The sequence below is a fragment of the Rickettsia sp. Oklahoma-10 genome (genome assembly GCF_039954865.1).
GTDB lineage: Bacteria > Pseudomonadota > Alphaproteobacteria > Rickettsiales > Rickettsiaceae > Rickettsia > Rickettsia oklahomensis.
Genome location: NZ_CP157197.1, coordinates 1,028,702 through 1,045,349, shown reverse-complemented (window position 1 = coordinate 1,045,349; position 16,648 = coordinate 1,028,702). Strand labels below are relative to the sequence as shown.

Genomic DNA, 16,648 nt, shown 5'->3' with positions numbered 1-16,648 from the left:
CTTAAATATCATAACTTTTCTTGCCTCATAAGATAAGTTATGATACGCTAATTTATTTTACTGTAACTTAAGTTATTTTAGCGTTGCCGATATGATGTGGAAAAACAATATGTCATCCCGTGGTGGGGCTATAGGATCCAGCAAAAATATTGAAGCAAAATATATTATAAATTTTTTTTTTTTGGATTTCCGCTTTCGTGGGAAAAACATAGGAAAATGGGTGAATGTCATAATAACCATACTAATCCTGGTATTTTCCTTGATTTTCTTTTCTAAGCCGGCTATTGCTGATCCTGAAATAGCTGAATCCTTTAAATGTTCTAAGCTTTTTCCTTATTTTGAACAAAAATTTAATATCCCCTCTAATACACTACATTCAATAGCTTTAAAAGAATCAGGTAAAAAACATACAACCCGTAAAATTAGAATAGTATGGCCTTGGACCGTAAATGTTGAAGGGAAAAGCTATTATTTTAACAGTAAAAGACAAGCCGTGGGTTTTGTTAGAATAGAGCTTATAAAAGGACGAGAGAGTATTGACATTGGATGCATGCAGATTAATTTAAGACATCATTTAGAGGCTTTTGATTCTCTTGAACAGGCATTTGATCCAAATAATAACATTCGTTACGGTGCAAAATTCTTGCGTTCAAAATATGATCAACTAGGGAGTTGGCACAAAGCGATAGCACATTACCACTCAGCTACCCATGCTTTAGGGTTTAAATATAAGCAAGATGTAGTTAAAATAGCAAGTAACATGGCGCTTTATAAAGCATCCTTACATGGTTATATAAATAATAATGAAAGGGCTTTAGAAGATAAAGTTGCGGTAAATAATAACAAAGTTCAAAAAAAGTCACTTTTTAATAGTAATAAAAGATATAGAAGTAGTATTATGATACCGATTCCTGCTAAAATTAATTAAATTTTATGAATATTAGGTTTTATGAACAAAAATTTAAATATTTATATTTTAAGGTATTTTTATGTGAGAATTAATAAGATTTTTGTAGGAATTATTCCTATTTCAAAAAAATCTTATAATTTGCAGCTAAAAAGAGTTAGAGTAGATTATTTAAAATTTTTGAAGTTAATAGCATGTTTTTTAATATTATTAAGTATGGTAAAAGCACATGCTGATTTCAACAATATTCAGGAAAATTTTGAATATCAAGTAGAGCAGGTAATAATAAAATTACCTTGGAGCGATTGTACTGAAATTCATAAATTATTAGAAAAAAAATTATCTTTTTCAGAACAACAAATAAAAAAAGAAAATAAAATTCATGAGAAATATAAACAATTTTATTTAATACATAATCATCCTGCTAATTTTTCTATGAAGTTTCTTGAGAAAAAATCTGATATTAATAGAGTAGAAACGTTAATTTCAGGTTTCTTAAAATTTTGTGCAGGTAATTTCCAAAATCATAATAGCAAATATCATTCCTTAAATTATCATATTAAAAAACAACAAGAGCAGTGGTTTAATGGTATGAAGCATGAGAATTATAAAATACATTATAGAAAGAAATATAAAGATAATATCTTTATAAATAATTAATTTTATTTCAATGCTTGATTTATATATTATTTAATTTATATTAAATATAATATTATAGGGTTATGTTAAAGCAATTTATATTAGTATTGTTGTGTATTAAAGTAGTTATAAAGCTCTAGGGGACTCAACAATGTAGAAAAAGAAAGAAAACGTAATTCCGTTAATGTTCAAGAAAATTTAAGTGATACAAATTCTGATATAGAAAAACTCTCAATTTTTATTAAGAAAAAACAATTAAAAGAATATAATCAATTTGATATTCTAGATAAAAATCAGTGGTATCACCAAAATACGAGGCCTGTATTTATCGGTGTTCAGGATAATTTTAAAGAGCTAAATAAAGTTAAAGGTTGATAATATTCACACTGCAAGACAGAGAAAATTATTTGCTAAAAAATGATCAGTTTGGTTACCAGTCGATAAAAGAGGCAAAGACTCTAGGAGACAAAATATAAGATAAATTGAGAGTATTATATATTCAACAGATCAAAACTAAAAAATCACCGAAATAATGCAGTAGAGGGGATAAGTAGCAGCTTATTTATCAAGTATGCGGAGGGTGACCTAATTGATAGGTTAAAGCTGATTAATAATGACTTTTCTGATATTCTAGAAATATCTGCAAAGTGTGGTTATCTTATAGGTTTACTAAAAGATACTTATCGAAATGCAACTATTACCGCAATAGATATGTCTCCTTTGTTGCTTGATTCGTTCAATCATGATCGTAAGTTATTAATTGATGATGAAGATTTAGAATTTCCTCCGAATTCTTTTGATTTAATTATTTATTCATTAGGATTACACTGGATAAATGATGTACAACGCTTTCTATCTAATATTAGAACATTTTTAAAACCTGAAGGCATTTTTATTGGTAATTTTGTTGGTGGTAATAGTCTAAAAAACTTACGTAAAGTTTTAATAGAGGCAGAAATAACAAGTAATTTTAAACATTCTCCTCATATTTCTCCTTTTATTCGTTTTGATCATGTTCCGATTTTATTTTCACAGGCAGGATTTGCTGAAGTAATTGTTGATTATGAAAATATTGGCCTTGAGTTTGATAATCCTTTAGCTTTAATGAGAGAAATAAAAAAGATCGGTGAGTCAAATTCAATGAATCTTCGTCATAATTACACTATTTCTAAAAAAATGTTTTCTTTGCTACAAAATTATACAAACTTTTTTAAAGATAATATTGATTTAATTAGCTTTATTGCTTCACCAAATAAGAATAGTATAAAATTAAGGTTGTTATAGGAATAATAGATGGTGTATGGTTTATGTCATTCCTGTGTGACTTAGAAAATACATTATTGTCATCTCACGACTTGATTGCGCTAGTTTTTTGAAATACTGTGACAGTATGACAAATTCATTATAAATATATAGGTAAAAATATGCAAGAATTTGATTTAGTAGTAATAGGTAGTGGTCCAGCAGGTTATACAGGTAGTATTAGAGCTGCTCAGCTCGATATGAAAGTGGCGTGCATTGAGAAAAACGATACTCTTGGTGGTACTTGTTTAAATGTAGGATGTATACCATCAAAAGTTTTACTTAATTCCTCTAAAAAATATGAAGAAGCTTTAAAGCGTTTTGAAAGTATTGGTATTACTACAGATGTAAAATTAGACTTACAAAAAATGCTTGTTAATAAAGATAAGGTAGTTCGTGATCTTACAAAAGGTATAGAAATCCTATTTGCTAAGAATAAGGTTACTAGGATAAAAGGAGAAGCTAAAATTGTCTCTCACAATATAGTTGAAGTAAATAATGAGCAAATTAAAGCTAAAAATATCTTAATTACTACAGGCTCTAGCGTTATAGAAATACCGAATATCAAAATTGATGAAGAATTTATTGTTTCATCTACCGGTGCTTTGAAGCTTTCTAAAGTACCTGAAAATTTAATAGTAGTCGGTGGAGGGTATATAGGTTTAGAACTCGGTTCAGTTTGGCATCGCCTAGGAGCTAAAGTAATAGTTGTTGAGTATTCACCAAGTATTGTACCTATGCTTGATAAAGAAATTGCTGCGCAATTTATGAAGTTACAGCAAAAGCAGGGTATAGAGTTTAAACTAAATACTACAGTAGTATCTGCAGAAGTAAAATCAGGAAAAGTAAATCTTACAATAGAGGAGGGTGGTAAAAGTGCGGTAATAACTAGCGATGTGGTATTAATGGCAGTAGGCAGAAAGGCTTATACGCACAATTTGGGGCTTGAGTCTGTCGGTATTATTACGGATAAGCAAGGTAGAATTGAGATTAATGATCATTTCCAAACAGCCGTTTCAAATATTTACGCAGTTGGTGATGTTGTAAAAGGAGTGATGCTTGCTCATAAAGCTGAAGAAGAGGCCATAGCTGCCGTGGAAATAATGGTAGGGCAAGCAGGGTATGTGAATTATAATTTGATTCCAAGCGTGATATATACTTATCCTGAAATAGCAAGTGTAGGTGAAACAGAAGAGCAGCTAAAAGAAAAAGGCATTAATTATAAAGTAGGTAAGTTTCCGTTTTTAGCAAATAGTAGAGCAAGAGTGATTGGTAGTACAGAAGGTATGGTTAAAATTCTTGCCGATAGTAAAACCGATAAGGTTTTAGGAGCGCATATTATAGGAGCTGATGCAGGTACATTAATTGCTGAGCTTACCGCCTATATGGAATTTGGAGCAGCAGCAGAAGATATAGCACGAACCTGCCACGCTCACCCAACATTAAGTGAGGCTATAAAAGAAGCGGCTCTTAGTGTGGATAAAAGAACGATCAATATGTGATATTGCAATGTAATTCCTGCGAAAGTTGGAATCCAAAAAATAATCTTAACATTAGTACAAAAATTACATTCAATATTTAATAAAATAAACATATAAAATGCAGCGTATGGGAATGACGGTAATAATGAACAAGCAAGAACTGCGTCTTTATTTCAAGGATCTTTTAATAAAAAACCAAGAAAAAATTACTTCCGGCTTAGTCAGACACTACTTAATAATTAAAATTAGTCATTTATTAAGGGAGTTAGGAATTCAAACCGTTGGTCTCTATTACCCTCTAAAATATGAAATTAATTTACTTGAAATAACAAACTTACATCCTGAAATAAAATTTTTCCTACCGAAAATTATAAAAAATGAAATAAAATATTGTCCGTATCATTATAATGACTCATTAGCTTTAGGTGATTTTAACACTTTTGAACCTATAAATAATGATTTTTTTATTCCTGACTTAGTTATTATCCCAGGTCTTGCATTTAGTAGTGATGGTTATAGACTTGGATACGGTAAAGGATATTTTGATCAATATTTAAATAATAACCAAAATATATTAACTGCCGGAGTTTGTTTAAAAGAACAATTAATCGATAATTTCTCAGTTGAATCTCATGATCGTAAGCTTAAATTTGTGATCTCGGTATGATTTATAATATTCTTGTATGGCTTAAAAAATGCTATTTATGGCATGCCTGCAAAAGCGGGGGTGCCATAGAAGTACTGCGATAAGGCCTATAATAATTATAACATGACCAAAAAGTTATTACACAAACTTATTATTTCATCTTTATATTTTTGTTTATGTAAATATTTGCTTTTTAAATTGAGATGCTTAAAATCTTTATTTGTTATTGGCAGATATTTACAAAGCTTTATTAAATCTTCATCTAAAATAAAATGCTTACGAGGAATATTTATAGTTTGTGCGTTATATTCACGATAAGCTGCAAGTATTTGAATTTTACGGTTAAAGCTCTCATCATTACTTCTATGCTTTATTTTTTTCCAAGCATCTTTTGGCTCAACCTTATAATTTCTAACATCTAATAAAGAACTAAGAGTTGTTTGATATTTAGTAACTAAATTATTCCTAATAATTATATTATTTAACTCTTTATGTATCTTATATAAATACTCCACGTCTAACATAGCATAATTTAACATATCACTAGTGATAGGACGTTTTAGCCAGTTAGATTTTTGATGAGTTTTATCAATAGCAATACCGAATAGTTTGTAACAAAGATCATCATAGCTTAGTTGTTTACCGAATCCACAAATATTTGCTGCAATTTGTATATCAAAAACATTAGAAGGTAGTGTTTTAAACAAATTATAGAAAATCTCTAAATCTTCACGAGGAGCATGAAATATCTTGGTAATATTATTGTCTGCAAGCAGCTTATTAAAGATATTTAGATCCAAATTGCTTAATGCATCAATTATTCCGCAATAATTTTCTGCTTTAACTTGAATTATACTAAGCTGAGCATAATAAGTATAGCGACGCTCAAATTCCGTATCTATGCTTAAGCATGTCTTACTTGCTAACTGTTTACAAACTTCTTCTAATGTTTTTTGATTATCGATAATTTGCATAGAAGCGATTCTATAAAGCTCCGATAATTTTTAAGAAAAGATTAGTATGAGATAAAGATAAAACAACTTCAAGACCAATTAAAATAATAATAATCCACTCAAGTTTTGTAGAATGTTTATAATTAAGATCGTTTGAAAGAATGTCTAAAAGTTCATGAATCATATTAAGACGATGATTCATTATATTTTGCCGTATTTCTATGTCTTGAAACTCTGCCGTCATGAGATATAGTGGCTCATAGCTTGGGCGACGCCAAAAGAACTCTGGAGTATCGAATATATCGCTATGCAGACTAATTGAATAACGTTCGTTAAATAATATACCTATTTGCTGTAATATTTCCTTTTTAGAAAGTGATACGCTACCGGTTCTAGCTAGTTCCTGCTGTATAGGAGTTGTCTGAACAATCAAGTTACTAACAGATTGCTCGAGAACACTAAGTTTTACTGATTGTGCAAGAGCATGAGAAATAGAGAGTTTAACAAAAACCGATTTATCAGCTAAGATTATTTTATTTTTTTCTTCATCAATAAAGGTTTTCTTGACTTCCGTATTATATTCAAAATAAATATAATCTGATACCGGTTCTTGTTCTTTAAGTTTATTTACTGTTACTAAATCAGTATCGCTTAAAACTATTTTTTCTTGAATTTCATCACCGCCCCAGATAGTTATGCAACCAAATGGAAAGAAAAATATCTCTATAAAATCAGAATCTTTATTTACCTCTTTCCGAATATATAAAACATCATCAAAATGTTGAGGTTCAAGACCAATTTTTTTTAAATTGGTCACTAGATCACTCATTTTATATTCGGTAGCAGTACAGTAAGATGAACATCTCATGATTATTAAGTTTAAATTTATATAAGTTCAAAGTATAGTAGCTAGGAACGTATAAAGTCAATAATATTATAATTATGTATGAAATATTAAATGATAGAGAGGTTGTTAAAATAATAGGTTTAGATTCAGTAAAATTTTTACAAAATCTTATTACTAACGATATAAATAAAAGTAAATACTGTTATACTTATTTACTTAACAATCAAGGAAGGTACCTATTTGATTTTTTTGTGTATATTCATAATTTTGAGGAAATTTACCTTGATATTGATAAAAGTAGTAAAACTGTTTTAATAGATCATTTAAATTTCTATAAATTGCGTTCTAAAATACAATTAATAGATTGTAGTGATGAATATAAAGTTATCTACTCACATCAAAAATTAGATATAGACACGCTAGTTACATCTCGTGATCCTCGTTATACTAAGCTTGGTTTGCGTTCAATAGTAACTGGAACATTAAAAGATACTCTTGAACCTTTATGTCATTCCCGAGAAGACGGGAACTCAATATATCTAGAAGATAAATATAATTTTGCAATAATAGACGGTGTAGAAGATTTATCTTTCAATAAATCTATCCCGATTTTATACGGTGGTGAAGAATTAAATGGGATTAGCTACGATAAAGGTTGTTATGTAGGACAAGAAGTCATTTCAAGAACTAAATATCAAGGGGTTATAAGACGAAGGATATATACAGTTATAGCAGATGAAGATTTATCTTCATTAGTTAAAGATGAAGCAATACTAGCAGATAACTATGAAATCGGCGTAATATGCTCAAGTTACTACAATAAAGCAATCGCTTTAATTAGAGAAGAAAAATATCTTGCCTTTAAAGACTCTGGTATTACCGTTAAAGGGATTAGCATAGAGCTATCATTAGCACCTTGGTATTAAAATATTGACTAGAGAAATGATAGCAGAAGCATTTAATAATAAGATAGCTTATTCTGTTGAAGATTTAACAAGAATTAAGAAAGATCATAATAAGATTAATCTGTGGAAAAAATATTATATATGCACAGAAGAAAGGATGAGTTATTATTAATGCAGTTATTTGATAGACTGCGTAATTATGCAACAGTCAGAGCTAAGTCTAGACCTCTTAACAAGATTTGACACTTTATAAATATTTTTAGCTGTATCTATTTATTAATATTTAGTAATTTTTTACATATTTTAAAAGCATAAATCAAAAAAGCATGTTTCATGGTATTTTATTGTAAAATATGTTTATGAATAAAATTTTACCTATCAATCACAAGAATTATTAACTGTATTTGAGCCTATAATAGCAAAATAGTTAAACAAGACAAGTTTAATCCTAACATTATAAGGACGATATTAATTTTGGTTCCAATCCAGTAGCATGGCTTGGTAAATTAGAAGATGTGGAAAAATGCATAAAAAAATATGTAAACAAAGATTGATTTAAGTCTTAAAGATAAAACTGGCAGGACTGTACTGCAGGGGATAGTGATTATTATGACAATAAAGTTGTAGAAATTTTAGTATTAAATGGTGTTAATGTAAATTCTGCAAGTAGTGAGAAGTATAAAATAACATTTACTATAGCTGGTAAACTAACTGTACAAGTGGTATATGAGCTTTAAAGTGATGTCTGTTCGTTACAGTTTTTTTAATAAAGAAAATAAACTGTTGTTCGATCGAAGTATCAAGTGGTGAATAAAACTACTGCAGATGTATTAGAAGAAAAACAGCTATAGTATTTATGATGATTATCATAAATACTTGATGAAACTTGACTGTAACATCATTATGGTCAGGCGGGGTAGAAGAGTTGAATCTTTTTAATAGAAAATATTCTATTTATAGTGCACTAGTCATGACTTTCTATGTCCTACATAGGTTGGATCCAGAAAAATAACATTAAATATTGGAAAATTACATTATTTGACAAAATAAACATATAAAAAACAAGTTTTTTATATGTTTTTCTTGCTTCCCGGTCTACGCGGGAATTGCATAACATGGGCCATGCAATAAAGTCTATATTCTTTAACTTTACAAAAATATTGTTTGTTTCTTTTTTTATCTTTATTATCATTTGCATAGAAAATTCTTTATTGCTATCTGATAACTTAATGCTATATCAAATCATAGATATCATTAGTGATTAATTTGCGAGTTGGACTTCTCAATATCAAAAATATAAACAATATTTATGAATATGCGATAGGGAAAAGAAATTTTTCCACAGATACGATAGTTGCAACTCTTATTATTGCTTGGATCGGTACTAGTACTTTTTTAATTGATAATTCAAGAATATATACAGACAGCTTGTTTTATTTATTATCTAGTATATTCAGTAGTGTGTAGATAGTTGGTTATTAATTAGTTACTTTATAGCTCCTTGTTTTGAGAATTTTTTGGGTAGCTTATCCAGTAGCGGAATAATAATAGGGGAGGCGTACGTAAAATTCGTATTTTTATATAATATATGAAGGAAAGGGTTATGGTGAGATAAATCATCCAATTATTATAAATCATGAAGTAATGATAAGTTATAGTGTTTTAAGTTTTACTAGTCCTTTTGAAATAATAGAAAACGAATGATGCATTCTATCAGAATAGGTACAAGAAACAGCCCACTTGCTTTAGTGCAAACTAATTTAGTTATTCAGCAAATCAAACAATTTGTTCCTAATATTAATTGTGAAATAGTACCAATTACTACTAGTGGTGATTTAATCCAAAATAAACCCTTATACGATATTGGTGGTAAAGCCTTATTTTTAAAGGAAATAGAGCAAGCTTTACTTGATAAAAAGATTGACTTAGCTGTTCATTCTTTAAAGGATGTGCCTGGAAGGATTCCTGAATCTTTAATCATTGCTGCCGTTTTAGAGCGTGAAGATCCCAGAGATGCTTTTGTTTGTCTAAAATATAAATCTATAGAAGAGTTGCCGCAAAATGCTGTAATAGGTAGCTCGGCAGTACGAAGAAAAGCATTTATCCAAAAAATAAGATCTGATTTAAATGTAACAGTTTTTAGAGGGAATGTTGATTCAAGAATAAAAAAGCTAATGAATGGTGAAGTTGATGCAACGATTTTAGCATATGCAGGACTGAAAAGACTTAATGCATTTAATCCTCAATATTGTCATGTGATAGAGTATTCGCAGATGTTGCCGTGTATAGGGCAGGGAGTCATTGCAGTTGAGATTAGAAAAGACGATAATGCTATGCTTGAGATATGCAACAAAATTAATTATCTTACTACCTTTGAATTAATAAAGCCTGAAAGAGCATTTTTAGAATATCTAGATGCCGATTGTCGCACGCCAATTGCTGCTTACTCTACATATTTAGATAAAGATAATATAAAAACTGATTTCATGCTTGGTAATCTTGATGGCAGTAAAATAACTTTCCATACTGAGACTACCAATATAAAAACTTCAAAAGCAGCAGGCATAAAAGCTGCTAAAATGATGTTGAGTGAATTAGAACAAAAATAATATTTAATTTAATCGAGGAGTTATATGAGACAATTTTACTTGTAGCAATGCTTAGTTCTCAATATATGGGTGGCAACAGTAATGCACTGGGAATTAGAGTAGTATTGCAGAAAGGCTATGACAAGAAGGCTTGAAAGTTGAGAATGCTGATATAAATATAGGCAGTAAAGGCGCATCTACAAATTTAGGTACAATAAATTGCCTTTTCTGCTTTAAACGCAAAGAAAATAAATTAAATAAGCACAACCCAAAATTAAATTAATAGAAACTACCGGTATACCTCATAATCTTACAAAAGAGGAACGTATAAAAGATTATAATGGTAAAAATATTCAATGTAAATAGGGAAGAGTTAACGCAATACTCCTACAACTAATGCAAATATAGTAGCAAGGTAGTTATCAAATTTAATTGAAGTAATTGAGATTTAATATGGCATTTGAAAAATATACAAATATAAAATGGAGTATGAAATGAATCTAAATTAAAAAATAATAAAACTAAAATTAGGGTTACTAGAATTGGCCAAGAGCCTTGGTAGTATATAATCAGCATGCAAAGCATGGGATATATTTTAGAGATAGCTATTATAGATTTAAAGAACCATATGAAACAGGTGAAGAAGACACATCATATGAGATTAATTGCAAGAAACCAATAATAGCTAATAGAGTAGATCTTGCTATAGAGAAAGCAGTGTATGGTCTAACAATAGATTGTTCAACTTATAGTTAATTAAGGGTATCAAATGAGTTAAAGAAGAAGGGAATATTAGTATTACCAGGAGGAGTAAGATCAATATGGCTTAGAAATGTAACAATTTAAGGCTTATAACTCAAATGGCTCAATATCATTCTAACTGAAGCACAGATACAAACTTTAGAGAAACGTAAGAATAATAAAGAGATACATGGGAGATATAACACCCAGATTATCTTAGTTCTCAAGATACTTACTATGCAGAAACTTTCAAAGGTATAGGTAAAGTATATACACAAACATTTATTGATACCTACTCAAGGATAAGCTGATGTTATCTTATCTAAATTTTTCTATAACATTCAAGTCTTGTATATCTATCTAATTACTTGTAATTTTTACCTAATTTTTCAATTGCTATAACTGTGAATAATTTGTTGTATAGTATTAAGCAAATGTACATTGTTATTGATGGATTATATTTATAAATTTTTTAATATCTTCATATTGCCTAAATTAGGTTATATCTTCTTCAAGATTTAATAAAAATTTTATTTCCTGAAAATAATATACAACTAACAATAGAGTCAACTAATTTGATTAACTCATACTTTAGGTTTTCTTTATTCAAAATTGTCTCAGAAGCATATGTATTTGGTAATGTACTGAAAACGTTAAAACTGTTATCTAGTATCCTGAGATAAGTTATTTTGATTCAGTATATTTAATTTAGCTGCAGAAATTTCAGCTAAATTAAAACTTATTTCTGTCAAAGCTTTTATATCTTTTGGGGCATTCTTTATTAAATTTTTTGCTTCTGTCTCAACCTTTTATTGAGTAAATAAACTATAGATCGAATTTTTATCATTTGGTCGATCATTTCATAAGGTGTACTAATTGTTCTTCAGCTAATGATAACCTTCCTGTATATTATTGATATATTATAGTGGCCAAAGTAGATACATTTATTTTCTGTTTCTGTTCACTGTTTATTAGCTTTGCATTTTTTTTGGCAGTAAGCAATATTTCACAAAAAGAGCTTAGAATAGCACAATCTTCTAATAATATTCGGTTGAAATTTAGGTTTTGCCAATAGTAAAATTTCTGTAATAATATTTAGATATATTGATATCATTGTCCTTGAGTTTTAAGTAAATTTAAAACTATAGGTGCTGATTTAAATATATTTTTAGCTACTTGTTACATTAATAAACTATTCGTTTCTACTGCAGCTAAATGAAAAATATTTCTATTTTAGAATTTTTATTAATTAAAGAATTATATTTACTAATCTCATAATCTTAAAATAACTCATGATTTTCAAGTACTTCATAACTGTAATTTTTAATACACATTCCATATCCTATTAATTACTAAATTAGCAAATGCTAAAGCTAATTTAAGGTTTTTATTTCTTCAATAGTTCTTCAAAAATCTTTTTTTTATCTCAAAATCTTTAAATATTTGTTGAGTACTATTCAATAGCCTGTATTTAAGGTAATATTGTGAGTTTTAAGTGTTAACTAAAATATGGTAGAAAAGTTAGTAGAGAGGACTTTTATGCGATCATATATAATACCTAGTTATTTTAACAAGGCATTATACATTAATTTAATTCTTAGTCAAAAAATTATGTATATTGCTTAATAATTACCCACCGAATTGCTCTTTAATAATTCGATCTTCCAACGTATAATTTTTATTAAAGAGCAATTTGATCGGTTTGTTTTTAGTAGAGCTAACAGTAACCTGTATGATATTATTAAACTCCTGAAAGTCGGCAGTAGCATTTACCGGTCTTTTGTTTGTATTAAATATTTCAAATTTAATCGTAGTAGATGAAAGCAATAAAGCGCCATGCCATCTACGTGGTCTAAACGCGCAGATAGGGGTTAGGCATAACATGTTTGATTCAAGTGGTAAAATAGGACCGCCGGCAGATAAATTATAAGCACTGCTTCCAGCAGGTGTTGCAACTAAAGCTCCATCTGCTACTAATTCACTCATTCTCTCTATTCCGTTTACGTCTATTCTAAATTTAGCAGCTTGGTTAGTTTTGCGAAATATCGATACTTCGTTAATAGCAAGTGCCGTATATATTTGACCACTTGTATCTTCGGCTTGCATGAGAAGAGGATTGAGTATAGTAACCGTACTTTCATATATATTTTGTAATAAGTTCTTAGTATCTAAAGTATTCATTAAAAAGCCGAGGCTTCCTAAATTTACTCCGTAAAAAGGTATGTTAAGATGCATATAGCAGTGAATATTATGTAGTAATTCTCCATCACCTCCTACTACTATAATTACTTCTGCTTCCTCTATCTCACAATAATTATATAGTTTTTTTATTTCTTTTATAATTGCTAAAGATTTATAATCTTTATTATAAATCAATGCTATTTTATTTATATTCATTATATGAATTTCTGTTTTAATAATAGACGCTTAACTAATAATAAGTTATAAGAATAAAGTAATAAAATAAATATTAAGTTAAATTATGTCATCATTCAACATGAAAAACCATAAAAATGATTTATTATTTGTACCGCTAGGAGGCTCTAATGAAATAGGTATGAATCTTAATCTTTATCATTATAAAGGAAAATGGCTCATGATTGATTGCGGTAGCGGTTTTGCCTATGATTATTTACCAGGTGTTGATATGATCATTGCCGATAGTAGCTTTATTGAAAAATATAAAAAAGATATAGTAGGTCTAATTTTAACTCATGCTCATGAAGATCATTTAGGCGGTGTACAATATTTATGGAATAGTCTTAAATGTCCTATTTATACTACTACTTTTACGGCAAACTTTTTAAAGATTCGTTTAAATGAATATGATTTTGCTAAAAATATAAAAATTTATGAAGTACAATCGGGTAGTAAAATAAATCTAGATCCTTTTTCCTTAGAAATGGTGCCGTTGACTCACTCAGCTCCTGAAATGCAAGCAATTATGATCCGTACAGAGGTGGGTAATATTTTACATACGGGAGATTGGAAATTTGATAATGATCCGATACTTGGTAAAAAAGCTGATGAAGAACTTTTAAAATCTTATGGAGATGAAGGGGTTCTTGCACTTGTTTGTGATTCAACTAACGTGTTTAATAAAGGCAGCTCAGGTTCTGAAGGTGATGTTAGAAAAAGTTTAGTAGATATTATAGCTGGTTGCCCTCAAATGGTAGTAGTTTCAACCTTTGCTTCTAATTTAGCACGACTTGATACAATAATTCATGCTGCAGGGCTTGTAGGTAGAAAAGTGGTCTTAACCGGTAGAAGCTTGCATCGTATGATGCTTACTGCTCAAGAAAGTGGCTATTTTAAAGATATTACTCGTCTAATTAGTGAACATGATGTTAGTAGATTTAGAAGAGAAGAATTATTAGTAATTGCTACCGGTTGTCAAGGTGAGCCTATGGCGTCCACCGCAAAACTGGCTAATAATTCTCACCCATCTATAAAGCTTGCGCCTAAGGATACAATGATTTTTTCTTCAAAAATTATTCCCGGTAATGAAAAGAAAATATTTAGATTATTTAATATTTTTGTTAAAGCCGGTGTAGAAGTTATTACAGAGAGAGACCATTTTGTCCATGTGTCAGGACATCCATCTATTGACGAACTAAAAAAAATGTATTCTTTAATTAGACCGAATATTTGTATTCCTGTTCACGGTGAGCCTGTGCATATTCATGAACATGTTAAGCTTGCTAAGAAAAACGGCATAAAACAGGCAGTAGAGGTTGAAAATGGTAGTGTAGTATTGCTTGAATATAATAATGCAAAAATAATTTCAAAGGTTGAAAGCGGTTATTTAGCCGTAGATGGTAACTATTTACTTCCTGTAGAATCGCCGATTTTTAAAGCTAGAAGACGTATGCGTGAGTCAGGTATTGTGATAGTATCCATAGTAATAAATAAAAAAGGTTTGCTTGCTGCAAACCCAATGCTGTCTATGCCTGGACTACTTGATCCAAAGGAGGATGTTGCGTTAGTTAATCTAATTAAGAACAATATTAAAGAGCTTGTTACCATTCAAAATAAACAAGCTAAAAAACTATTATCAGATGAGCAAGTGACTGAGGCAATAAAAGGGACAATCCGTAAAATCTTAAAACAAGAAATAAATAAATCACCCGCTATAATAGTAAATATTGAGAAAGTTATCAGTGAGTAAGTTTAAAAATATTGCAGTTTATGGAGGAGGGAGTTTTGGTACTAGTCTAGCCTCTTTAGCAGCTCGAAACTGTAATAATGTTACTTTATTTTTACGTGATGAGAAAATAGTGAAAGAAATTTTACATAACAGAACTAACGTAAAATATTTAGGTGATATTAAACTACCCTCTCATTTACAGGCTACTACAAACTTAGATATAATTAAGGATTTTGAACTTATTATTATTGCAGTACCATCTTATGCTTTCAATGATTCGATAAAATTATTAAAAACTCACGGCATTTCCACAGAAAATACTCTTCTAATTGCAACAAAAGGTTTTGTCCGTAATCCTACCGAGTTATTTTCCGATAGACTCAAAACCCTATTGCCGTATAACTCTATAGCATTTCTATCCGGTCCTAATCTTGCAAAGGAACTTGCTAAAAATTTACCGGCTTCAGCAAGTATTGCAAGTTTAGATGTAGATGTAGCAAATAAAATAGCTAATAATATATGTTCAAAAATTTTTACTACTAATGTAACAAGCGATATTGTGACATTACAGGTGGCAGGAGCATTGAAAAATATCTTTGCTATTAAAAGTGGGATTGATTTAGCAAAAGAGCAGGGCGAAAATGCAAGAGCAACACTTATACTATCTGCCTTAAAAGAAATTACAATTTTATCTAAAGCTTTAGGCGGTATGCAAGCAGGGTTAGATATATTATTAGAAGCAGGAGTATTAGGTGATTTAGTACTTACCTGTTACTCTTTAGGCTCACGCAATACAAAATTTGGTTATGAACTTGGAATTAGTAGCAATAAAAAGAAATTTTTACATGAATATCAAGAACTAGTAGAGGGAAGAGAAGCATTAAAATCAGTTTTAGATTTGATAAAAAAATATAATTTACAAATGCCTATAATTTCCAAATTGGCGTCGTATGTTATTCCTACGTAGACGTAGGTGTTGGCGTGAATCGGTTTTTTGATTGTCATCCTGCAACTTGATCGTAGGATCTAGTTAAAAATGTTAAAACGATGTATATTTAAGTTATTGTTGGATACTTTGGTCAAGCCATGGTATGACAAGTATTACAAATAATCTCTTCATCTGTTCTTGTTCTAGTTTATTTAATAATTCTTTATAGAAACTGTTTGTTATAGATACCAGTTCCATTTTAAAATAATTCAGAACAGTAGCAACTTTATTAGTTTCTTACTCTAAACTATATTTGTTTTTTAAGATACTATTAAATGCGTCAAATTTATCTATAGTTAGAATAACGGTTTCTATTACATTAAAATCATTATATATCACTAAAGCTTTTATCCTTACCAATAATTAGGTTCTCTATTGATAATTTTGCACTTTACCTGTTAGATCGATATTGTGGTAGTTTTATTTAATTCGAGACCAAGCAACATAGGATTAGAATAGGAATTTAAGTATAAAAAAATATAATGAATAGTATATTCTACTATT

At 29.4% G+C, this 16,648-nt stretch carries 11 protein-coding genes and 5 pseudogenes; 13 read left to right on the top strand and 3 right to left on the bottom strand.

Features of this window, described 5'->3' with window-relative positions; all coding sequences use genetic code 11:
* The first annotated feature begins 91 nt into the window (after nt 1-91).
* The 5 genes from AAGW17_RS04680 (at nt 92) to AAGW17_RS04660 (ending at nt 4,996) form a co-directional block, all read left to right on the top strand.
* Complete coding sequence (locus AAGW17_RS04680) at nt 92-928, top strand: lytic transglycosylase domain-containing protein (protein ID WP_347938845.1); 837 nt, start codon at nt 92-94, stop codon at nt 926-928.
* Between the two features lie 159 nt (nt 929-1,087).
* Nucleotides 1,088-1,567 (top strand): DUF2532 domain-containing protein, encoded by a 480-nt coding sequence (locus AAGW17_RS04675; protein ID WP_347939424.1) that lies wholly within the window; start codon nt 1,088-1,090, stop codon nt 1,565-1,567.
* A gap of 567 nt (nt 1,568-2,134) precedes the next feature.
* Complete coding sequence (locus AAGW17_RS04670; protein ID WP_347939423.1) at nt 2,135-2,830, top strand: methyltransferase domain-containing protein; 696 nt, start codon at nt 2,135-2,137, stop codon at nt 2,828-2,830.
* Between the two features lie 140 nt (nt 2,831-2,970).
* Nucleotides 2,971-4,350: a dihydrolipoyl dehydrogenase gene (gene lpdA / locus AAGW17_RS04665; protein ID WP_347938844.1), complete on the top strand. Its 1,380-nt coding sequence runs from the start codon at nt 2,971-2,973 to the stop codon at nt 4,348-4,350.
* A gap of 124 nt (nt 4,351-4,474) precedes the next feature.
* On the top strand, nt 4,475-4,996 hold the full coding sequence (locus tag AAGW17_RS04660) for a 5-formyltetrahydrofolate cyclo-ligase (protein WP_347939422.1): 522 nt from the start codon (nt 4,475-4,477) through the stop codon (nt 4,994-4,996).
* 95 nt (nt 4,997-5,091) lie between these two features.
* On the opposite strand, the gene AAGW17_RS04655 is transcribed toward AAGW17_RS04660, so the two are convergent.
* Nucleotides 5,092-5,949, bottom strand: a complete 858-nt coding sequence (locus AAGW17_RS04655) for a ribonuclease D (protein WP_347938843.1) — start codon at nt 5,947-5,949, stop codon at nt 5,092-5,094.
* Nucleotides 5,950-5,959: 10 nt separating this feature from the next.
* A complete protein-coding gene (locus tag AAGW17_RS04650; protein ID WP_347938842.1) occupies nt 5,960-6,757 on the bottom strand; it encodes an RMD1 family protein in 798 nt (265 codons plus the stop codon).
* 113 nt (nt 6,758-6,870) lie between these two features.
* Here AAGW17_RS04650 and AAGW17_RS05290 point away from each other — a divergent pair.
* The 6 genes and pseudogenes from AAGW17_RS05290 to AAGW17_RS04625 all read left to right on the top strand — a co-directional run.
* Nucleotides 6,871-7,242: pseudogene (locus AAGW17_RS05290) on the top strand (YgfZ/GcvT domain-containing protein); the annotation flags it as partial.
* Nucleotides 7,243-7,290: 48 nt separating this feature from the next.
* Nucleotides 7,291-7,701, top strand: a pseudogene (locus AAGW17_RS05285) (tRNA-modifying protein YgfZ); the annotation flags it as partial.
* Between the two features lie 1,227 nt (nt 7,702-8,928).
* Nucleotides 8,929-9,242: pseudogene (locus AAGW17_RS04640) on the top strand (sodium:solute symporter family transporter); the annotation flags it as partial.
* 31 nt (nt 9,243-9,273) lie between these two features.
* Nucleotides 9,274-9,384: pseudogene (locus tag AAGW17_RS04635) on the top strand (microcin C7 resistance protein); the annotation flags it as partial.
* Nucleotides 9,381-10,289, top strand: a complete 909-nt coding sequence (gene hemC, locus AAGW17_RS04630) for a hydroxymethylbilane synthase (protein WP_347938840.1) — start codon at nt 9,381-9,383, stop codon at nt 10,287-10,289. The pseudogene AAGW17_RS04635 and the gene hemC, both read left to right, overlap by 4 nt.
* Before the next feature lie 491 nt (nt 10,290-10,780).
* A pseudogene (locus AAGW17_RS04625) lies at nt 10,781-11,317 on the top strand (IS481 family transposase); the annotation flags it as partial.
* Between the two features lie 1,321 nt (nt 11,318-12,638).
* On the opposite strand, the gene AAGW17_RS04620 reads toward AAGW17_RS04625, so the two are convergent.
* Nucleotides 12,639-13,406: an NAD kinase gene (locus AAGW17_RS04620; protein WP_347938839.1), complete on the bottom strand. Its 768-nt coding sequence runs from the start codon at nt 13,404-13,406 to the stop codon at nt 12,639-12,641.
* A gap of 85 nt (nt 13,407-13,491) precedes the next feature.
* Between AAGW17_RS04620 and AAGW17_RS04615 the strand changes: the two genes are divergently transcribed.
* On the top strand, nt 13,492-15,177 hold the full coding sequence (locus tag AAGW17_RS04615) for a ribonuclease J (protein ID WP_347938838.1): 1,686 nt from the start codon (nt 13,492-13,494) through the stop codon (nt 15,175-15,177).
* Entirely contained in the window at nt 15,170-16,123 is a 954-nt protein-coding gene (locus AAGW17_RS04610; protein WP_347939421.1) for an NAD(P)H-dependent glycerol-3-phosphate dehydrogenase, read from the top strand. Before AAGW17_RS04615 ends, AAGW17_RS04610 begins: the two co-directional genes overlap by 8 nt.
* Nucleotides 16,124-16,648: the final 525 nt, after the last annotated feature.